The sequence below is a fragment of the Ramlibacter tataouinensis TTB310 genome, assembly GCF_000215705.1.
GTDB lineage: Bacteria > Pseudomonadota > Gammaproteobacteria > Burkholderiales > Burkholderiaceae_C > Ramlibacter > Ramlibacter tataouinensis.
Map to the genome: position 1 here is coordinate 3399489 of NC_015677.1, position 19017 is coordinate 3418505.

Sequence of the window (19017 nt, forward strand, 5' to 3'; positions counted from 1 at the left end):
CCGGCCTCAGCGTGTCAGGAAGGAAGGCCACACCGGGAACTGCAGGTTGAGCAGCCAGATGAAGGCGAAGTAACTGAAGATCGCCAGGATGGTCGCCAGGATGGCGACTTCCTTGGGGCGGAAGCGGTCGCCCGCCAGGCTGGCCACGAACACCAGGCCGTAGATCGCCACCATCAGGCCCATGGCCGGGATGCCCAGCTTGGGCAGGCCACCCAGCAGCAGGCCGAACAGCAGGTTGGCGCCGATGATGAAGCCCAGCGGTTTCCAGGCGATGGCGCCGATCTTGTGGCCGTCCTCGGTCTCGACCACCAGGGACTGGAAGGTGATCATCACCCCCAGCACCGCCAGCAGGATGCCCAGCAGCAGCGGGAAGTAGCCCGGGCCCATGCGCGCCGCGTCGCCCACGGAGTAGGTGGTGGCGCCCCAGGCGAAGGCGGCCCCCACGACCAGGAACATGAGCCCGGCGGCGAAGTCCTTCTGGCTCTTTATTTTCACGGGTGTCTCCTCGAAACGGAATGCAAACGCGCGATTGTGGGCGCATTCCGGGGGGCACCCGATGTGGGTTTCACCTATGCGAAAGCACCGGCCCGTGTCGCCGCGCCGCCACTGGCGGGCCTTGCGTCTATTGGCGACACCACGGCTCAGCAGATAAATTGCGGCTTTGCAACTGATGAGGAGTAGGAGCGATGGACCGCAGAACCGCAGTTATTACGATGGCCTCGGCTGCCATGGCCACCTTGGGCGCAGGCTGCGCTTCTTCCACCCCCGCCGACCCGAACGACACCACCCTGTCCCTGGTGTACGGCTACATCGACGGCAAGGACGCCAAGATCGACTGGGTGGAGATCAAGCAGTATGGGGAAGGCGCGGGCTACTATCAGATACCCTACAACCGCAAAACCGGCGTGTTCTTCTCGGTCAGCATCGAGCAGGGCGCCCACCAGGTGTTCAAGTTCGGCAACAGCGACACGCACTATATGTGGAGCGCCAACGGGCGCAACGCCACTGCCCTCAAGGTCGACAAGCCGGGCGCCTACTTCATGGGCTCGTACAAGTTCGTGCGGCACGACCAGGGCTTCTTCAAGGCCGACAAGTTCGAGATGCGGCCGGCGCAGCAGCCGACCGAGGCCGAGGTGCTGGCCATCGTGATGCGTGAGTTGGAAACCGATGCCGAGTTGACGTCCTACGTACACCAGCGCGGCTACGCGAAAGCGCGCCTGGCGCAGCTGGGAGGCCGCCGTGCTTGAACGCCGCTCACTGCTCCAGGCCGCTGCCGCCTTCGGCGCCGCTGCCGTGCTGCCCGCCTGCCACACCGTGCAGGAAAACGCGTCGACCGAGCTGCCGGCGCCCGGCACCGGCAAGGTGATGCTGGTCGGTCGCATCGAGGTGGTACCGCGCATCTCGCCGCGCGAGCAGAACGTCGCGGTGCAGAACGACATCTTCAACACCAAGCGCCACTTCATGGGGCGCGCTGTCATCCGTCTGGCTGACCGGCGCGACCCCGGCGACTTCCATCAACTGGGCGCCCTGTTCCTGAACCCGAACCTGGAAGAGACGTTCTTCTATTCCGTGCCGCGCACCGAGCGTTTCGTGGCAGACGCCAGCATCGCCATGGAGTGGCAAGACCTCACGCCGGCCTCGAAGAACCTGACGCTGCAGAAGGTCGAACTGAAGCTTCCGGTGCCGCTGGAGTTGGACATCCAGCCGGCCGACCAGGCGCTCTACTTGGGCACGGTCCGCATGCACCGCGACGTCTATCACACCCTGCTGCGCGTGGAAGTGCTGGACCAGCAGTCGCAGGCCCAGGAGGAGTTCAGCCGCCGCTTCGGCCCGCAGGCGCGCATGCGCAAGGCGCTGCTCAAGGTGCCGGGCGCGGTGACGCCGGCCGTACCGCGTCCGCGCGCGGCGTGACCCGGGCCGCAACGCCGTCCGTCACGCCTCCAGCGGCGGCGTGGCAGTGAGCACCTCCTCCAGGGTCGTGAGGCCCTCCGCCACCCGCAGGGCGCCGGCCAGCCGCAGCGGCCGCATGCCGTCGGCCACGGCCTGGCGGCGCAAGGCCTCCAGGCCGGGCGCCTGGGTGACCTGCGCCTTGAAGCCCTCGCTCACGGTGAGCAGCTCGTACAGGCCCATGCGCCCCATGAAGCCGGTCATGCGGCAGTCGACGCAGCCCACCGGCTTGAACGGGCGGTACTCGCCGGACAGCTTCCAGGGCCTGACGACCTCGTCCAGCGCCGCCCGGGAGGGCTGCTCTTCCGCCTGCTTGCATTGCGGGCACAGCGTGCGCACCAGGCGCTGGGCCAGCACGCCCAGCACCGTGGCGTTGAGCAGGTAGGACGGCACGCCCAGCTCCATCAGCCGGGTGAGGGCCGAGGGCGCGTCGTTGGTGTGCAGGGTGGAGAACACCAGGTGGCCGGTCAGCGCCGCCTGCACCGCCATCTCGGCCGTGGCCAGGTCGCGGATCTCGCCCACCATGATGATGTCCGGGTCCTGGCGCATCAGCGCACGCAGGCCGTCGGTGAAGCCGAAGTCCAGCTGCGGCTGCACCTGGGTCTGGTTGAAGGCCGGCTCGATCATCTCGATCGGGTCCTCCACCGTGCTGACGTTGACCTCCTCGGTCGCCACCCGCTTGAGCGTGGAGTACAGCGTGGTGGTCTTGCCCGAGCCGGTCGGGCCGGTCACCAGGATGATGCCGTGCGGCCGGCGCACCAGCGCCTCCCAGCGCTGCGCGTCGTGCGGCGAGAAGCCCAGCGCGTCCAGGTCCTTGACCGCGGTGTCGGGGTCGAAGATGCGCATCACCATCTTCTCGCCGAAGGCGGTGGGCAGCGTCGACAGGCGCATCTCGACCTCGTCGCCGCGCGGGTTTCGCGTCTTGATGCGGCCGTCCTGCGGGCGGCGCTTCTCCACCACGTCCATGCGCCCGAGCAGCTTGATGCGCGCCGTCATGGCGTTGAGCACGCCCATGGGCATCTGGTAGACCGGGTGCAGCACGCCGTCGATGCGGAAGCGGATCACGCCCTGCTCGCGCCGCGGCTCCAGGTGGATGTCGCTGGCGCGCTGGTCGAAGGCGTAGGTCCACAGCCAGTCCACCACCTGCACCACGCCCTGGTCGTTGGCGTCCAGCTGCTTGTTGCTCCTGCCCAGCTCCACCAGCTGCTCGAAGCTGCCCGCGCCGTTGTTGCCGCCGGACTTCTGGGCCGCGCGCACCGACTTGGCCAGGGCGAAGAACTCCGCCGTGTAGCGGTGGATGTCCTGCGGGTTGGCGACCACGCGGCGCACGGTGCGGCGCGACTGGCGCTCGACCTCGTCCACCCAATCGGCGAGGAAGGGTTCGGCGGTGGCCACCACCACCTCGGTGCCGGTCACCTGCACCGGCAGCACGCGGTGGCGCTCGGCATAGGCGGCGCTCATGGTGTCGGCCACCTTGCCCACGTCCACCCTCAACGGGTCGATGCGCAGGTACTCCAGCGCGGCGCGGCCGGCCAGGTACTGCGTGAGGGCCTCGATGTCCAGCGGCTTGCCGTCGGAGGCGCGCGCCATGGCCACCGCCGCCAGCCGCACCAGCGGATGCTGCGCGCTCTGGGCCTGCGAGCAGCGGGCGATGGTGCGCCGGGCCTCCTCGCGCGAGATCACGCCGTCCTCGCTCAGCCACTCGACCAGGTGGCGCCAGTCCAGCGGGCCGCGGTGCGGGGTGCGGGCGGAGACGGGCGACTGGGGGATTGCGCTCATGGACGGCAGCTCACGCGAAGGGCTTGAAGACGCGCAGCCACTTGGGGGCCGGCAGGCCCCAGCGAGTGTGGATGGTTTCCGCCCGCTCGGCAAGCGTGGCCCGGTCGGGGCGCTGCGGCATGCGCTGGGCCAGCACCACGGTGTTGCCCTCCCGCGTCGGCTTGAAGGCCCAGAGCGCCTGCGGGCCGAAGGCGGCGGCGATCTTGGCGGCGCTGCGCTCGAAGCTGGACGAGCGGCCGAACAGGTTGACCGTCATGCAGCCGTCGTCGGTGAGCAGCCGCCGGCAGTCGGCGTAGAAGGCCTCGCTGTCCAGCACCGGCGCCGCGGCCTCGTGGTCGTACAGGTCCACCTGCAGCGCGTCGATGCGGCCGCGCCAGTGGGCGTGCGAGGCCACCTCGGCGGCGTCGCCCAGGACCACCGACAGCCGCGCGTCGTCGGGCGGCAGCTTGAACCACAGGCGGCAGGCGGCGACCACCTGCGGATTCAGCTCGATCGCGGTGGTCGCCATGCGCAGCCGCTTGTGGCAGAACTTGGTCAGGGCCGCGGCGCCCAGCCCCAGCTGCATGGCATGCCGTTTCGCCACCGAGGCCGGCGGCACGAACAGCAGCCAGGCCATCATGCGCTGCACGTACTCCAGGTGGATGTCGAAGGGCTCGTCGATGCGCATCGAGCCCTGCACCCATTCGGTGCCCAGGTGCAGGTAGCGCACGTCGCCCAGGTCGGAGACGTTGACGTCGGGCAGGGGTTCGGGTCGTTTCTTCAAGCCGGCCGATTATCCGCGCCCGTCCCGGCGCTCACTTCTCCATCGCGGCGTACACCATGTTGCGCAGCATGGAGCGGTAAGGCACGCGCTGCTTGGGCGACTGCATCATGAACAACACGAACAGGTTGTTGCGCGGGTCCACCCACATGTAGGTGCCGCCGGCGCCGCCCCAGTTGTATTCGCCCGCCGGGCTCACGTAGGGCGCCTCGCCGTTCACCTTGCGCACGGCAAAGCCCAGGCCGAAGCCGTAGCCGGCGCCCGGCAAATACAGCGGCGTGGTCGCGACCGAGGTGCCCAGGTGGTCGGAGGTCATGTACTCCAGGGTCCGGGGGCTGAGGTAGCGGCGGCCGTCCAGCGTGCCGCCGTTGGCCAGCATCTGCAGGAAGCGGGCGTAGTCGTCCGCGGTCGACATCAGGCCGCCGCCGCCGGACTCGAACTTGCGCACCACGCGCGGGTCGCCCATGGCCGCGCCGGCGCCGAAGGAACGGTCTTCCGGGAAGGGCTCGGCGATGCGCGCCTGCCGTGCCGGCTCCGGCACGTAGAAGCTGGTGTCCTTCATGCCCAGCGGCTCGAACAGCCGGCTGCGCAGCAGGCTGCCCAGGCTCTGTCCGGTGGCCACCTCGAGCACCCGGCCCAGCACGTCGGTCGAGTAGCTGTAGTCCCAGGTGCTGCCCGGCTGGTAGTGCAGCGGCAGCCCGGCGAGCTTCTCCACGAACTCGGCCGAGGTGAAGTCCCCGGCGCCGACGCCGGCTTCCAGGTAGGCCTTCTTGACCAGCGAGTCGCCGAAGAAGCCGTAGGTCAGGCCCGAGGTATGCCGCAGCAGGTCCTGCACCGTCATCTGGCGGCGCATGGGCACCAGCTCCAGGCTCCTGGCGCCGGACGCGTCCACCTTCTCCACGCCCACCTTCAGGTTGGCGTAGCTGGGGATGTAGCGAGACACCGGCGTCTCCAGCAGCAGCCTGCCCTCCTCCACCAGCATCATGGCCGCCACGGACACCACCGGCTTGGTCATGGAATAGATGCGGAAGATGCTGTCCTTGGCCATGGGACGGCCGGTGCCCGGGTCCTGCTGGCCGAAGGACTGGTAGTAGGCGGTCTTGCCGTTGCGCGCGACCATGATCACCGCGCCCGGCACCTTCTTGGCCGCGATCTCCGCTTCCATCCACTGGCCCAGGCGGTTCAGCCGTTCGCTGGAAAAGCCCAGCTGCTCGGGCCGGGCGGCCGGAAGGTTCTGCGCCAGCAGCGCGGGCGCGGCGGCAACGAAGCTGGCCGCAAGCAGCCAGGAACGCCAGTGGCGGGCGAAGCCGAGGGAACGCATGGGTTTGTCTCCTGTCGTCGGGATGCGTGCTTATCGCATGCGTGCGCGCTTGGCGCAGTCGCGTGCATGTCAGCCGGGCAGCAGGGCCCGCAGGCGCGGCAGCGCCTCGCCGGCATTGCGGCAGGTCGCGGCGGCGAGCTCGTCGGCCGGCATCCCGCGAAGCTGGGCCAGCACCTCGCCCATCCTGGGCAGCTCGGCCGGTTCATTGCGCCCTTGCGGCTGGCCCTGGGCGCGCTCCTGCGCCGTACGGTAGAGCCAGTGCGGCGGGATGTCGGGCGCGTCGGTCTCCAGCACCAGCGCCGACAGTGGCAGCTCGGCCGCGAGCCGGCGGATCTGCAGGGCACGCTCGTAGGTCAGCGTGCCGCCGAAGCCCAACCGGAAGCCCAGCCGCACGAACTCCCGGGCCTGCTGCAGGCTGCCGTTGAAGGCATGGGCGATGCCGCGCACGGGAATGCGGCGCAGCTGCCGCAGCAGCGGGTCCGCCGAACGGCGTACATGCAGCAGCACCGGCAGGCCATGCCGGTGCGCCAGCCGCAGCTGCTCGCGATAGAACCATTCCTGCCGCGGGCCGTCCAGCCCGGGCACGAAGTAGTCCAGGCCGATCTCCCCCACGGCGACCAGATGGGGGTCGGCGGCATGGGCATCGAGCGCCCGCTCGAGCGCGGCCAGGTCGTGCTCCCCGCATTGGGGCGTGCACAGGGGATGGATGCCCAGCGCATAGCTGTCGCCCCAGCGGTGCGCCAGCTCGCGCACCAGCGCGAAGTTGGCCGGCGAGACCGCCGGCAGCACGCAATGCACGACCCCGGCGGCGGCAGCCCGCTCCCGCACCGCCTGCGCATCGGCGGCGAACTCAGCCGCATCCAGGTGGCAGTGCGTATCGATCCATACCGGCATGCATTGATGATGCCGTAAACCTCGTGCAGGGCCGATGGAACCGTGATACCGTGTGTTTTCGCTTTTCCTTCCTCCCCGAAGTCTCACCCAAGGTGAACGGATGCGCAGGTCCGCCCTCTACAGCTCAAGCCGCACGGTGCGCGCGGCGGAAGAAGTAACCCCCTCCGGCACCGCTGATGCCGCCGCGCCCGAGGCGGCCGGCGCCCCGGCGCCTGCCAAGGCGGGCCGCCGCCTGCGGCCCAGTTCCAACCAGATGCTGTGGGCCGCCATCCTGGTGCTGGCGGCGCTGCTGGCATGGAGCCTGAGCCTGGGCCTGCAGCCCGGCCAGCGGCGCCTGACGCAGGACGACATCAACGCCGCCGTGCTCAAGACGCTGGAGACGCAGCAGCTGCCCTCCGAGTACGCCAAGGCCTACGAGAACATCCGCCCCTCGGTGGTGCGCGTCATCAGCTACGTCAAGAAAAGCCGCCTGGAGGAAAAGGCCGACCGGCTGGCCCGCACCACGCCCAGGCCCAAGCCGCTCGGGCCCGCGCTGGGCGACCAGACCCAGGCCGCGGAGGAGGAAGAGATCGAGCACGGCGTGGGCACCGGCGTGGTCATCGTCGACAAGGGCGTGATCCTGACCAACCTGCACGTGGTGTCCGGCTCCGACCGGGTGAAGGTGGTGTTCCACGACGGCCTGGAGGCCACGGCGTCCATCACCGGCGCGCAACCCGAGAACGACCTCGCGGTGCTGCAGGCGCACCGCATCCCGGACGACATGATCGCGGCCACCATGCGCTCCACCGCCGACCTGGCGCCCGGCGACAAGGTGCTGGCCGTGGGCTTCCCCTTCGGCATCGGGCCCTCGGCCTCGGGCGGCATCGTCTCCGGCCTCAAGCGGGTGTTCCGCTCGCCCGAGGGCAAGCAGGAGATGAGCAACCTGATCCAGTTCGACGCCGCCGCCAACCCGGGCAACTCGGGCGGGCCGCTGGTCACCATGGACGGCGAGGTGGTGGGCATCGTCACCGCCATCCTCAACCCGACGCCGGCCCGCACCTTCCTGGGCATCGGTTTTGCCGTGCCGATCGAGAACGCGGCCTCGGCCGCCGGCCTGCCTCCCTTCTGACCTCTACGCAGCAGCACACCCGGATGAACGCCACCACCATGCAAGCCAACACCCGCCAGGACAGCGCCACCGCCAAGCTGATGGAGCAGATCCTCTACGAGGTCAAGCGCGTCGTGGTCGGCCAGGACCGCTTCCTGGAGCGCGTCATGGTCGCCATGCTGGCCCAGGGCCACCTGCTGGTGGAAGGGGTGCCCGGCCTGGCCAAGACCCTGACCGTCAAGACCCTGGCCAGCACCGTGCGCGGCCGCTTCAAGCGCATCCAGTTCACGCCCGACCTGGTGCCCTCGGACCTGGTGGGCACCCGCATCTACAACCAGAAGAGCGGCGACTTCAGCACCTCGCTGGGGCCGGTGTTCACCAACCTGCTGCTGGCCGACGAGATCAACCGCGCCCCGGCCAAGGTGCAGAGCGCCCTGCTCGAGGTGATGCAGGAGCGCCAGGTCACCATCGCCGGCGAGACGCATCGCGTGCCCAGCCCCTTCCTGGTCATGGCCACGCAGAACCCCATCGAGACCGAGGGCACCTATCCGCTGCCCGAGGCGCAGGTGGACCGCTTCATGATGAAGGTGCTGGTCGACTACCCCACCGACGAGGAGGAGTACGTGATCGTCGAGCGCGTCACCGGCCCCGCGGTGGAGGTGATGCCGGTCGCCACCACCGAGCAGCTGGCCGCCCTGCAGGGCGAGTGCCGGCGGGTCTACGTCGATCCGTCGCTGGTGCAGTACGCGGTCAAGCTGGTGTCGGCGACGCGCGACCCGGCCCGCCACGGCCTGAAGGACCTGCGCAAGTTCATCACCTTCGGCGCCAGCCCGCGCGCCACCATCAACCTGACCGAGGGCGCCCGCGCCCTGGCGATGCTGCGCGGCCGTACCTACGCCCTGCCGGAGGACATGACCGACCTGGTGCCCGACGTGCTGCGGCACCGCGTCGTGCTGTCGTACGAGGCCTTGTCGGAAGGCATGAACTCGGATGCGCTGGTCGCGCAGATCATGGCCAAGATCCCGGCGCCGGCGCGTCCGCTCGAGCATGAGAAGCTGGTGGCGTAAAGGGACGCCCCCCGAAGCGCCTGCGGCGCCCGGTGCCGGCAGCCAGAGGCTGCCGCTCTTCGGGCCGTCCAAGCCGGCGCAGGCCGGCTCGGAGCCGCGGCCCTCAGCCCCCACTGGGGGCGGGACTGCCACTGGCGCAGCCGAGCACGTGCTGCGCCGGCTGGAGTGGACCGTCATCCGCCGGCTCGACGGCCTGCTGCAGGGCGACTACCGCACGCTGATGCGCGGCGCCGGACTGGACCTGGCGGACCTGCGCGAGTACCAGCACCACGACGACGTGCGGCACATCGACTGGAACGTCACCGCGCGCCAGGGCACGCCGCACGTGCGGGTGTTCACCGAGGACCGCGAGATGGCGGCCTGGTTCCTGCTGGACCTCAGCCCGTCGGTGGACTTCGGCTCGGGCGAGCAGCGCAAGCGCAACGTCTCCTCCGAGTTCGTCACCGTGCTGGCGCGCATGCTGACGCGGCACGGCAACCGCGTCGGCGCCATGCTCTACGGCAGCGGCGTGGACGCGGTCATCCCCGCGCGCGGCGGCCGCCGCCACGTGCTGCACCTGCTGCACAGCATGCAGGCGCGGCCGGTGGCCACCGAAGGCCGCATCACGCGCCTGAGCGACCTGCTGCATTCCGGCGCCAGCCTGATCAAGCGCCGCTCCACCGTGTTCGTGGTGTCCGACTTCATCAGCGAGCCGGGCTGGGAGCGCCCGCTGGCGCTGCTGGCCCAGCGGCACGAGGTGGTGGCCGTTCGCCTGCTCGACCCGCTGGAGCTGCAGCTGCCCGACCTGGGGCTGCTGACCCTGCGCGACGCCGAGACCGGCGAGCAGGTCCTGGTGGACACGCACGACCCGGGCTTTCGCAAGCGCTTCGCCCGCATCGCGGCCCAGCGCGAGGCTGAGCTGCGCGAAGGGCTGGTCAAGGCCGGCGTGGACGCGCTCGAGCTGTCCACCGACGCCGACCTGGTCGACGCCATCGTGCGCTTCACCGAGATGCGCAAGCGCCGCGCCCGGCTGTCCTCGGGCAGCCTGCCGGCGCACCTGAAACACGCCGCCTGAAGAGGGTTCCCCCATGCACTTCCTCTGGCCCCAATACCTCTGGCTCCTGCTGGCCCTGCCGCTGCTGGTGCTGCTCTACACCTGGCTGCTGCGCCGCAAGAAGAAGATGGCGCTGCGCTATGCCTCGCTGTCCATCGTCAAGGAGGCGATGAACACCGGGCAGACGGTGCGGCGCCACATCCCGCCGCTGCTGTTCCTGCTGGCCTTCGCCGCCATGCTGCTGGCGTCGGCGCGGCCGGTGTCCACCATCACCCTGCCCTCGGCGCAGCAGACCATCATCCTGGCGATGGACGTGTCGGGCAGCATGCGCGCGGCCGACGTGGAGCCCAACCGCTTGGTGGCCGCGCAGAACGCCGCCAAGTCCTTCATCGCCGAGCTGCCGCGGCACGTCAAGGTGGGCATCGTCGCGTTCGCGGGCTCGGCCCAGGTGGCGCAGCTGCCCACCACCAACCGCGAGGACCTGGTGACGGCCATCGACCGTTTCCAGCTGCAGCGCGCCACCGCGACCGGCAACGCCATCGTGATCTCGCTGGCCACGCTGTTCCCGGACCAGGGCATCGACCTGCAGGCCATGCAGACCGGGCGCGAGCGCCAGCGCGGCTTCGCCATCGACGGCGAGCGCAAGGAGAAGAAGGAGATCACGCCGGTGGCGCCGGGCTCCTACACCTCGGCCGCCATCATCATGCTGACCGACGGCCAGCGCACCACCGGCGTGGACCCGATCGAGGCGGCCAAGATGGCGGCCGACCGGGGGGTGCGCGTCTACACGGTGGGCATAGGCACGGTGGACGGCGAGACCATAGGCTTCGAGGGCTGGTCCATGCGGGTGCGCCTGGACGAGGAGGCGCTCAAGGCCGTGGCCCAGAAAACCGCCGCCGAGTACTACTACGCCGGCACGGCGCAGGACCTCAAGAAGGTCTACAACAACCTGAGCTCCAAACTCACGGTCGAGAAGAAGGAAACCGAGATCTCGGCCCTGTTCGCGCTGGCTGCCGCGGCCCTGGCCTTGCTGTCGGCCGGCCTGTCGCTGCTCTGGTTCAACCGGATCCTGTAGCAGCAGCCGCACCGGCAGCGGCGCGCTGCTGCCCGTTCAGGAAGGCGGGCAGCAGCAGCGCTGCATCCTTCCTTTCCTCAGGTGGCGGAGGCCGCGATCTCGACGGCGAGGGCGCGGACGGCTTCCAGCATGCGATCGACGTCGTTCGGGTCGTGCCACAGATGGGTCGAGATGCGCAGCGGGAACTCGTTCACCGTGGTGTCGGCCGAGACCAGGCGCGGCACCGTGGTGTTGCGGATCACGATGTTGCGTTCGGTGCCCAGGCGGGTGACCAGCCTGCTGGAGGGCGACGCTGGCGTCGACGCATTGGTGGCCGTCGAGCGTCGGATCAGGTTCCTGCCCCCGTCGATGCCGTAGAACGGGTTGAACGAGGTCAGCGCCGAGCCCAGCGCCATGTCGCGCGGCGCGTGCAAGGCCTCGGCCGACCCCCAGATCTCGACGATGCGCGCCTTGGTGTACGCCGCCATGGTGGTGACATAGGTCTCGATGTTCTTGCGGCCGATCGCGTCCCAGTCGGCACACGACGCGGCCAGCGCCTGGAACAGCGGCACGTGCATGCTGCCGATGCTCTGGATGGCCGAGCCGATGTCATAGTCGCCGCGCTGCGTCCAGGGCACCGTGGCCGTGTTGTTCGAGCCGGTCAGGTAGGGGCGCGCGCCGGCCTGCCGGGTGGTGTTCGCGCTGCTGCTGACCACGGGGTAGTAAGGCGGCAGCGTGGAGGCAGCGTTCGGGCGGGCGCGGTTGCGCACGATCAGGATGCCCGTGGAACCCGGGCCGCACTGCCACTTGTGGCCCGCGCCTGACATGAAGTCCACGCCGAGGTCGCCGTAGTTGTAGGCCATCATCCCCGGCAGGTGCGCGCCGTCGCAGATGGAGATCAGGTTGAACTCCCTGCAGACCGAGACGATCTCCCGGATCGGCAGCATGATGCCCGTGAGATAGGTGGGCGAGGACCACATGATGGCGCGCACGCGCTGGCCCGCCCCCTGCGCCGCCACCACCTCGTTGCGAAACAGGGTGCGGTAGAGCTCGGCGTTGTGGGTGGCCATGGTGCCGTCGGCCAGCATGACCTGCCCGTCGCCCACCGGCAGCTTGATCCGCCGCACGACCACGCCGTAGCGCTCGACGGCGATGCCCAGCGGAACGTCGCCGCCGGGATGCTCGTGGTTGGTGGTGATGATCACGTCGCCCTGCTGCCAGGGGATGCCCAGGATGCTCTTGGACATGCCGTCCGAGGTGTTGTAGCTCATCACCAGCTCGTCGGGCTCGACCCCGAAACCCCGGCCCTCCAGGGTTCCGGTGCCGCGGGCAATGGCGGTTCTCTCGGTGAGGAAGTTGCTGTAGCCGCTCTTGGATTCCACCGCGTAGGCGACGTTTTCCGCGTTGAACTTCTCTACCGTGGTCGTGGGCATCGCGCCTGCGGTGCCGATGTTCATGAACAGCTTCTGCGGGTTGAGCATGAACCGGGCCTGGACCGAGGACCAGAAGGCCTCGTTGGCCATCAGCTGGGCGCGCAGGGTCTCGGCGGTGGTGGGCACGGACTGGGCCGACGCGCCGCCGCAGCCGGCCAGCCCGAAGGCGCCGGCGCTGCCCGCCAGCGCGCCCATGGCCTTGAGGAACATGCGCCGGTGCGGAACCCACTGCGCGGCGGGATCGAGGGCGGGCGCCTGGTCGGCGACCGGGCGGAGAGACGAAGAAGTGCTGGGGAACATGATTGACTACCTCATGGCTCAGGGTGGAAAGGATGGATCACTTGTGCGCGATCACGGCGATCTCGATCTTGGCGTCGCGGGGCACGCGGGCCACCTCGACGGTGGCGCGGGCGGGCGCCTGGGTCTTGAAGTACTCGCCGTACACCTTGTTCATGGCGGCGAATTCATTCAAGTCCTTCATGTAGACGTGCGACATGACGACGTTGTCGTAGGTCATGCCCTGGGAACGCAGCTTCACGCCGATGTGGTCCAGCACCGCACGGGTCTGCTCTTCGATGGTCGTGCCTGCCATGGCCGTGCCCGCCTTGTTGAGCGGCAGTACGCCGGAGATGTAGTAGGTGCGCCCGGCTTGCACGATCTGGGAATAAGGGCCGATCGCGGGATAGACGTCCGGCGTCGAATGGATGGTTTTCGATGCCGAGTTCGCGCCGCCTCCCGTGGAGCCCGCCATGCCGGTGGCGCACCCGGCCGACCCCAGGGCCAGAAAAAGCGCCGCACCTGTGCTCATCAATCTGCCCACAACTTGGCTGTTCATTCGATAGTTCCTTGTTGACGTTAAAAAGATGTTTCTCTCCCTGACAACAAGGTCATTCAACTGCCGTGATTGCGCTTGAACAACTAGGCTAAACACGTAGTGGTCACTCACTTAATGATGAGCCACACCAAGGCTACGAATGCCAAATACCTCTCTTCATCTCATCATTAATGAGAAGTTCCAAGAAGAAGGTATTCACAAACGCCTGGAGCGCGCGCGCAAGCGCACAGCGTTTTCTTGTGAGGATTTGTTTAGCGCGACAAGCGCGCCGAGGCGCGCCGTCGGTGGCGGCGCTTCGGCCGCGGGCGTGACTAGGTCAGCTGGCCAGCCGTCAGCCGCAGCTGGCGGCCGCAGCGCGCCGCCAGGGCCTGGTCGTGCGTGACCAGCACGAACGCGGTGCCGCGTTCGCGCGCCAGCTGCAGCATCAGGTCGAACACGCCGTCGGCCGTGCTGCGGTCCAGGTTGCCGGTGGGCTCGTCGGCCAGCACGCAGGCTGGCTGCGTGACCAGGGCACGGGCGATCGCCACGCGCTGGCGCTCGCCGCCCGACAGCTCGGCCGGGCGGTGCCTGACCCGCTCGGCCAGGCCGACGGCGGCCAGCGTCTGCCGCGCCACCTCGCGGCAGCGCTCCAGGGGCTCGCGCCGGATGCGCAGCGGCATGGCCACGTTGTCCAGCGCGCTGAACTCGGGCAGCAGGTGGTGGAACTGGTAGACGAAGCCCAGGTGCCGGTTGCGCAGCCGCCCCTGCTCGGCCGCGCCCAATGCCGAGAGCTGCTGCCCCATCAGGCGCACCGTGCCCGCGCTGGGCGCGTCCAGGCCGCCCAGCAGGTGCAGCAGGGTGCTCTTGCCCGAACCCGAAGCCCCGACGATGGCCACGGTCTCGCCGGCGCGCACCTCGAAATCCACCGCGCGCAGCACCTCCACGTCCAGGCCGCCTTCGCTGAAGCGCTTGGCCAGCTGCTCGGCCTTCAGGACCGGATCCGGATCACTCATAACGCAGGGCCTCGGCCGGGTTGACGCGGCTGGCGCGCCAGCTGGGGTAGAGGGTGGCCATGAAGGACAGCACCAGCGAGATCAGCGCCACCGGCAGGATGTCGGCGCTGCGCGGGTCGCTGGGCATGCGGCTGATCAGGTAGATGTCCTTGGGCAGGAAGCTGGCGCCCAGCGCCTGCTCCAGCGCCGGCACGAGCACGTCGATGTTCAGCGCCACCCCCAGCCCCAGCAGCAGGCCGGCCAGCGTGCCGATCACGCCCACCAGCGCGCCCTGCACCACGAAGATGCCCATGACGCTGCCCGGGCTGGCGCCCAGCGTGCGCAGGATGGCGATGTCGGCGCGCTTGTCGGTGACGGTCATCACCAGCGTGCTGACTAGGTTGAAGGCGGCCACCGCCACGATCAAGGTCAGGATGATGAACATCATGCGTTTTTCCAGCTGCACGGCCGCGAACCAGGTGCGGTTCTGCCGCGTCCAGTCGCGGATCAGGAACTGGCCGCTCAGCGAGGTGGCCAGGTCGGCCGCCACCTCGCGCGCCTGGTGCAGGTCCGCCAGCTTGAGCCGCAGGCCGGTCGGGCCTTCCAGCCGGAAGATGCGAGCCGCATCCTCCATGTGCAGCAGCACCAGGCCGCTGTCGTACTCGTAATGGCCCGAATCGAAGCTGCCCACCACCGTCATCTGCTTCAGGCGCGGCACGATGCCGGCCGGCGTCACCTGCCCGCTGGGCGCGATCAGCGTCACGGCGTCCCCCTCGCGCACGCCCAGGCTGCGCGCCAGCTCGCCGCCCAGCACGATGCCGAACTCCCCCGGCACCAGCTGCTTGAGCGCGGTGTCGCGCAGCTGCACCCCCAGGTCGGTGATCTCCGGCTCGCGCGCCGGGTCGATGCCGCGCACCAGGGTACCGCGCATGTCCTCGCCGCGCGCCAGCAGCGCCTGCGCGGCGACGAAGGGCGCGGCGCCCACCACCTGCGGATGCCGTCCCGCCTCGGCCAGCGTGCGCTGCGGATCCGGCAGCACGCCGCCGCCGGGGCCGTAGATCTCGATGTGCGACACCACGCTGAGCATGCGGTCGCGCACCTCCTTCTGGAAGCCGTTCATCACCGACAGCACGATGATCAGCGCGGCGACGCCCAGCGAGATGCCCAGCATGGACACGCCGGAGATGAAGGAGATGAAGCCGTTGCGGCGGGTGGCGCGGCCGGCCCGGGTGTAACGCCAACCCAGCAGCAGTTCGTAAGGGATTCGCATGGGCGCGTAGCTTCGCCTTCGGATGCGCCGTGGCCGGGCGCGGTTATTGTCGGGCGCCATTGTGGCATCCGGGACAATAGCCCCATGACGGACGGTGCCCACCTGCTCATCCCCTTTGCCGCCTCGCGGGACCAGGGCTGCCGCCAGGTGCTGGGCGCGCTCAGGCTGCCGGCGCTGCAGCGGCTGCTGGCGCGCCTGGAAGGCTCCGAGCCCGACACCGGCGACGAGCACACCCTGACGATGCCGCACGAGCGCGCGCTCGCGCGCGCCTGCGGCCTGTTCGCAGGCGACGGCCAGGTGCCCTGGGCGGCCTGGCAGCTGGCCCAGGCCGGGCAGGACCCCGGCGGCGACGCCTGGGCCTGGCTGACGCCCTGCCACTGGCAGGTCGGCCGCGACCGCATCGTGATGGAGCCGCCGCCACTGCTGCAGCTGGACGCCGCCGACTCGCAGGCGCTGCTGGACGCCATGCAGCCCTATTTCGAGCAGGACGGCATCACGCTGTCCTACGAGGCGCCCACGCTGTGGCGCGCGCGCGGCGAGCCGCTGCGCCACCTGCCCTGCGCCTCGCTGGACCGCGTCACCGGCCGCACGGTGGACGACTGGCTGCCGCGCACGGCCGAGGCGCGCACCATCCGCCGGCTGCAGCAGGAGATGCAGATGCTGCTGTACACGCACGAGATCAACGAGGCCCGCCTGCGCGGCGGCCTGCGCCCGGTCAACTCCTTCTGGGTCAGCGGCGCCGGCGCATTGCCGCCCGGCACCTCCGCCGCGCCGCCGCCCGGGCTGCACATCACCCACTACCTGCGCGACGCCGCGCTGCGCGGCGACTGGGCCGCCTGGGCCGCCGCCTGGCAGCAGCTGGACCAGGGCGAGGTCGCGCGCCAGCTGCAGCGGCTGGACGAGGGCGAGCCGGTGCGCCTGACCCTGTGCGGCGAGCGCAGCGCCCGCACCTGGCGGCCCGGCGCGGCCGGCTGGTGGCGCCGCGTCTCCAGCGCCTGGCGGCCCCAGCCGCTGTCTCCCATTCTTGAACAGCTATGAAAATAATCGCCAGAGACATTCCTCCCCGCGCCGCCTGGGCGCTGGAGCAGGCCGGCATCCACCCGCTGCTGGCCCGCCTGTTCGCCGCCCGCGGCGTGCTGGCCAAGGAGGAGCTCGACGACGGACTGGCGCGCCTGCTGCCGCCGGCCGGCCTCAGGGGCGTGCAGGACGCCGCCGTGCTGCTGGCCGACGCGATCGCCGCGCGGCGGCGCCTGTGCATCGTGGCCGACTACGACTGCGACGGCGCTACCGCCTGCGCCGTGGGCGTGCGCGGCCTGCGCCTGCTGGGCGCGACGCAGGTGGACTACCTGGTGCCGGACCGCGTCGCCGACGGCTACGGCCTCACGCCCGCCATCGCCCGGCGCGTGCATGCGCGCGGCGCCGACCTGCTGATCACCGTGGACAACGGCATCGCCAGCGTGGAGGGCGTGGCGGCCGCCAACGCCCTGGGCTTGCAGGTGCTGGTGACCGATCACCACCTGCCCGGCGCGCAGCTGCCGCCGGCCGCCGTCATCGTCAACCCCAACCAGCCCGAATGCGGCTTCCCCAGCAAGTGCATCGCCGGCGTGGGCGTGATGTTCTACGTGCTGCTGGCGCTGCGCGCCGAGCTGCGCGCGCGCGGCGTGTTCACGAACGACAGCCAACCGAAGCTCGATGCGCTGCTGCCGCTGGTGGCCCTGGGCACGGTGGCCGACGTGGTCAAGCTGGACGCCAACAACCGCCGGCTGGTGGCGCAGGGGCTCAAGCGCATCCGCGCCGGGCAGATGCCCTGCGGCGTGGCGGCCCTGTTCCAGGCGGCCGGCCGCAGCGCGCAGGCCGCCACCAGCTTCGACTTCGGCTTCGCGCTCGGGCCGCGCATCAACGCCGCCGGCCGTCTGGCCGACATGACGCTGGGCATCGAATGCCTGCTGACCGACGATGCGGCCCGCGCCGACGAGCTGGCGCGGCAGCTGGACGCGATCAACCGCGAGCGCCGCGACATCGAGGGCGGCATGCGCGAGCAGGCGATGGAGGTGGCGCAGGCGCTGTTCGACGAGGGCAGCATGGGCGAGGAAGGGCCGCCGGCGGCCATCTGCGTGTTCGACCCCGAGTTCCACGAGGGAGTGGTCGGCATCGTCGCCTCGCGCATCAAGGAGCGGCTGCACCGGCCGACCTTCGTCTTCGCGGCCAGCCAGGCGCCCGGCAAGGAGCACGAGCTCAAGGGCTCGGGCCGCTCCATCCCGGGCTTCCACCTGCGCGACGCGCTGGACCTGGTGGCCAAGCGGCACCCCGGCGTGCTGCTGCGCTTCGGCGGCCATGCGATGGCCGCGGGCTGCACGATCGCCGAGGAGCATTTCGACACCTTCGAGCAGGCACTGAACCAGGTGGCGCGCGAATGGCTGGATGCCGCCACGCTGCAGCGCCGGCTGCACACCGACGGTCCGCTGGCGCCCGAGTACCGCCGCGCCGACCTGGTGGACACGCTGCACCGCGAGGTCTGGGGCCAGGGCTTCGCGCCGCCGGTGTTCAGCGAGGAGGTGGAGATCCTGTCGCAGCGCCTGGTGGGCGAGAAGCACCTGGCGCTGAAGATCCGCCACCAGGGCCAGCCGGTGGACGGCATCTGGTTCGGCCGCACCGAGCCCCTGCCGGCACGCGTGGTGCTGGCCTTCCGGCTGGACGCGGACGAGTGGCAGGGCACGCGCCGCGTGCGCTTCCTGGTCGAGGGTATCGAGGCCTAGGCGGCGTTCTCGGGCGGCGGCGCCGCGCCGTGCCGCTCGTCGAACCAGGCGAACAGCCGCGCCGCGATGGCGCGCAGCTGCGGGTCGTCCAGGGTGTGGGCGCGGGCCAGCTGCCACATCGCGTACTCGCGGTCGCCCAGCATCATGGCCGAGCTGACGCAGCGGCCGTGGCCGGCCATCAGCAGGGTGAAGCTTCCCAGCAGCTCGGTCGGGCAGTAGCGCGGCGGGGCGTCGGCGAACCCGTCGGCCCAGTCGTCCGAAGCGTCCAGGGACGCGTCGCCCGAGGGCTGCGGTTCCATCACGAAGGTCGGTGCGGCTGGCGGCATGGTGATTCCATTCGTTACTGCCGCGACAATAGGCTTGCGCTACCGCCCGTGGCGTCGGCACGCAGTGCGATGCCTTGTCAGACGCAGGCTCAACGCCGGTGTCGGCGGGATGCTCAGCGGACGGCGATTTCCACCACCGAAGCGGGCACCGGCGCGGGGGCTTGCGCCCGCTGGGTCATCCGGGTGGTGCAGCTGCCGATGGTGGAATTGGCCACGTACTGCAGGCAGTCGTGCAGGGCCATCCGCTCCACCTGGACCTGGGCGTCGCGTGCCTGCGCCTTGCGCACCTGGTGGCTGACCAGCATGTAGAAGGCCAGCAGCTGCAGTGCGACCAGCGAGCCCAGCACCGTCCACAGCAGCCTGCCGCGCGCGGCGATGGAGGTGGCGTCGGCGTTCGGCGTGGCGGGCATGGGGGGCTCCTGGCGGATCGGCGGTCCAAGCGGTGTGCTGGTCCGATACTAGGAAGCGGGCCCTGGCCGCCCCA

19 protein-coding genes are annotated in these 19017 nt (G+C 70.1%); 8 read left to right on the forward strand and 11 right to left on the reverse strand.

Going from position 1 to position 19017, the window contains the following annotated elements; translation table 11 throughout:
- Positions 1 to 6 precede the first annotated feature (6 nt).
- The gene (locus tag RTA_RS16310; protein WP_013902533.1) at positions 7 to 495 is read right to left on the reverse strand and encodes a tripartite tricarboxylate transporter TctB family protein; all 489 of its coding nucleotides are present in this window, start codon (positions 493 to 495) and stop codon (positions 7 to 9) included.
- Between the two features lie 233 nt (positions 496 to 728).
- Here RTA_RS16310 and RTA_RS16315 point away from each other — a divergent pair, with 233 nt between their 5' ends.
- Complete coding sequence (locus tag RTA_RS16315; protein ID WP_158307849.1) at positions 729 to 1247, forward strand: hypothetical protein; 519 nt, start codon at positions 729 to 731, stop codon at positions 1245 to 1247.
- Complete coding sequence (locus RTA_RS16320) at positions 1240 to 1911, forward strand: hypothetical protein (RefSeq protein WP_013902535.1); 672 nt, start codon at positions 1240 to 1242, stop codon at positions 1909 to 1911. Before RTA_RS16315 ends, RTA_RS16320 begins: the two co-directional genes overlap by 8 nt.
- A gap of 21 nt (positions 1912 to 1932) precedes the next feature.
- On the opposite strand, the gene tfpB is transcribed toward RTA_RS16320, so the two are convergent.
- The 4 genes from tfpB to RTA_RS16340 form a co-directional block, all read right to left on the reverse strand.
- A complete protein-coding gene (gene tfpB / locus RTA_RS16325; protein ID WP_013902536.1) occupies positions 1933 to 3726 on the reverse strand; it encodes a type IV pilus assembly ATPase TfpB in 1794 nt (597 codons plus the stop codon).
- A gap of 10 nt (positions 3727 to 3736) precedes the next feature.
- Complete coding sequence (locus tag RTA_RS16330; protein WP_013902537.1) at positions 3737 to 4489, reverse strand: class I SAM-dependent methyltransferase; 753 nt, start codon at positions 4487 to 4489, stop codon at positions 3737 to 3739.
- 31 nt (positions 4490 to 4520) lie between these two features.
- The gene (locus tag RTA_RS16335) at positions 4521 to 5807 is read right to left on the reverse strand and encodes a serine hydrolase domain-containing protein (protein WP_013902538.1); all 1287 of its coding nucleotides are present in this window, start codon (positions 5805 to 5807) and stop codon (positions 4521 to 4523) included.
- A gap of 69 nt (positions 5808 to 5876) precedes the next feature.
- Complete coding sequence (locus tag RTA_RS16340) at positions 5877 to 6701, reverse strand: TatD family hydrolase (protein WP_013902539.1); 825 nt, start codon at positions 6699 to 6701, stop codon at positions 5877 to 5879.
- Between the two features lie 100 nt (positions 6702 to 6801).
- Here RTA_RS16340 and RTA_RS16345 point away from each other — a divergent pair, with 100 nt between their 5' ends.
- From RTA_RS16345 to RTA_RS16360, 4 genes are read left to right on the forward strand one after another with little or no spacing between them, the layout of a single operon-like run.
- Positions 6802 to 7809, forward strand: a complete 1008-nt coding sequence (locus RTA_RS16345) for a S1C family serine protease (protein ID WP_013902540.1) — start codon at positions 6802 to 6804, stop codon at positions 7807 to 7809.
- Between the two features lie 23 nt (positions 7810 to 7832).
- Positions 7833 to 8855, forward strand: a complete 1023-nt coding sequence (locus tag RTA_RS16350; protein ID WP_013902541.1) for an AAA family ATPase — start codon at positions 7833 to 7835, stop codon at positions 8853 to 8855.
- A complete protein-coding gene (locus RTA_RS16355; protein WP_081466303.1) occupies positions 8836 to 9909 on the forward strand; it encodes a DUF58 domain-containing protein in 1074 nt (357 codons plus the stop codon). Before RTA_RS16350 ends, RTA_RS16355 begins: the two co-directional genes overlap by 20 nt.
- A 13-nt stretch (positions 9910 to 9922) precedes the next feature.
- On the forward strand, positions 9923 to 10963 hold the full coding sequence (locus RTA_RS16360) for a VWA domain-containing protein (RefSeq protein WP_013902543.1): 1041 nt from the start codon (positions 9923 to 9925) through the stop codon (positions 10961 to 10963).
- Positions 10964 to 11040: 77 nt separating this feature from the next.
- Here the strand turns inward: RTA_RS16360 and RTA_RS16365 are convergent, their stop codons facing one another.
- From RTA_RS16365 to RTA_RS16380, 4 genes are all read right to left on the reverse strand, one after another.
- Positions 11041 to 12675, reverse strand: coding sequence for an aminotransferase class V-fold PLP-dependent enzyme (locus RTA_RS16365; RefSeq protein ID WP_013902544.1), 1635 nt, complete (start codon positions 12673 to 12675; stop codon positions 11041 to 11043).
- Positions 12676 to 12712: 37 nt separating this feature from the next.
- Positions 12713 to 13210, reverse strand: coding sequence for a Rid family detoxifying hydrolase (locus RTA_RS16370; RefSeq protein ID WP_013902545.1), 498 nt, complete (start codon positions 13208 to 13210; stop codon positions 12713 to 12715).
- A gap of 311 nt (positions 13211 to 13521) precedes the next feature.
- Positions 13522 to 14202 (reverse strand): lipoprotein-releasing ABC transporter ATP-binding protein LolD, encoded by a 681-nt coding sequence (gene lolD / locus RTA_RS16375; protein ID WP_013902546.1) that lies wholly within the window; start codon positions 14200 to 14202, stop codon positions 13522 to 13524.
- Positions 14195 to 15451, reverse strand: coding sequence for a lipoprotein-releasing ABC transporter permease subunit (locus tag RTA_RS16380; protein WP_013902547.1), 1257 nt, complete (start codon positions 15449 to 15451; stop codon positions 14195 to 14197). Before RTA_RS16380 ends, lolD begins: the two co-directional genes overlap by 8 nt.
- Before the next feature lie 84 nt (positions 15452 to 15535).
- On the opposite strand from RTA_RS16380, the gene RTA_RS16385 reads away from it, so the two are divergent.
- A complete protein-coding gene (locus tag RTA_RS16385; protein WP_013902548.1) occupies positions 15536 to 16489 on the forward strand; it encodes a hypothetical protein in 954 nt (317 codons plus the stop codon).
- Positions 16486 to 18207, forward strand: a complete 1722-nt coding sequence (gene recJ / locus RTA_RS16390; protein WP_013902549.1) for a single-stranded-DNA-specific exonuclease RecJ — start codon at positions 16486 to 16488, stop codon at positions 18205 to 18207. Before RTA_RS16385 ends, recJ begins: the two co-directional genes overlap by 4 nt.
- Here the strand turns inward: recJ and RTA_RS16395 are convergent.
- Both RTA_RS16395 and RTA_RS16400 read right to left on the reverse strand, forming a co-directional pair.
- Entirely contained in the window at positions 18204 to 18533 is a 330-nt protein-coding gene (locus RTA_RS16395; RefSeq protein ID WP_013902550.1) for a hypothetical protein, read from the reverse strand. The two genes, recJ and RTA_RS16395, sit on opposite strands and share 4 nt — an antisense overlap.
- Positions 18534 to 18646: 113 nt before the next feature.
- Positions 18647 to 18943, reverse strand: a complete 297-nt coding sequence (locus RTA_RS16400; protein WP_013902551.1) for a hypothetical protein — start codon at positions 18941 to 18943, stop codon at positions 18647 to 18649.
- Positions 18944 to 19017 lie beyond the last annotated feature (74 nt).

Excerpts from the sequence above, each read along its gene's own strand:
- RTA_RS16340 (WP_013902539.1), bottom strand. The coding sequence starts at position 6,701 with ATGCCGGTATGGATCGATACGCACTGCCACCTGGATGCGGCTGAGTTC.
- RTA_RS16365 (WP_013902544.1), bottom strand. The coding sequence starts at position 12,675 with ATGTTCCCCAGCACTTCTTCGTCTCTCCGCCCGGTCGCCGACCAGGCG.
- RTA_RS16355 (WP_081466303.1), top strand. The coding sequence starts at position 8,836 with ATGAGAAGCTGGTGGCGTAAAGGGACGCCCCCCGAAGCGCCTGCGGCG.
- RTA_RS16380 (WP_013902547.1), bottom strand. The coding sequence starts at position 15,451 with ATGCGAATCCCTTACGAACTGCTGCTGGGTTGGCGTTACACCCGGGCC.
- RTA_RS16400 (WP_013902551.1), bottom strand. The coding sequence starts at position 18,943 with ATGCCCGCCACGCCGAACGCCGACGCCACCTCCATCGCCGCGCGCGGC.
- RTA_RS16360 (WP_013902543.1), top strand. The coding sequence starts at position 9,923 with ATGCACTTCCTCTGGCCCCAATACCTCTGGCTCCTGCTGGCCCTGCCG.
- RTA_RS16395 (WP_013902550.1), bottom strand. The coding sequence starts at position 18,533 with ATGCCGCCAGCCGCACCGACCTTCGTGATGGAACCGCAGCCCTCGGGC.
- RTA_RS16315 (WP_158307849.1), top strand. The coding sequence starts at position 729 with ATGGCCACCTTGGGCGCAGGCTGCGCTTCTTCCACCCCCGCCGACCCG.
- RTA_RS16350 (WP_013902541.1), top strand. The coding sequence starts at position 7,833 with ATGAACGCCACCACCATGCAAGCCAACACCCGCCAGGACAGCGCCACC.
- RTA_RS16385 (WP_013902548.1), top strand. The coding sequence starts at position 15,536 with ATGACGGACGGTGCCCACCTGCTCATCCCCTTTGCCGCCTCGCGGGAC.
- RTA_RS16370 (WP_013902545.1), bottom strand. The coding sequence starts at position 13,210 with ATGAACAGCCAAGTTGTGGGCAGATTGATGAGCACAGGTGCGGCGCTT.
- RTA_RS16335 (WP_013902538.1), bottom strand. The coding sequence starts at position 5,807 with ATGCGTTCCCTCGGCTTCGCCCGCCACTGGCGTTCCTGGCTGCTTGCG.
- lolD (WP_013902546.1), bottom strand. The coding sequence starts at position 14,202 with ATGAGTGATCCGGATCCGGTCCTGAAGGCCGAGCAGCTGGCCAAGCGC.
- RTA_RS16345 (WP_013902540.1), top strand. The coding sequence starts at position 6,802 with ATGCGCAGGTCCGCCCTCTACAGCTCAAGCCGCACGGTGCGCGCGGCG.
- tfpB (WP_013902536.1), bottom strand. The coding sequence starts at position 3,726 with ATGAGCGCAATCCCCCAGTCGCCCGTCTCCGCCCGCACCCCGCACCGC.
- recJ (WP_013902549.1), top strand. The coding sequence starts at position 16,486 with ATGAAAATAATCGCCAGAGACATTCCTCCCCGCGCCGCCTGGGCGCTG.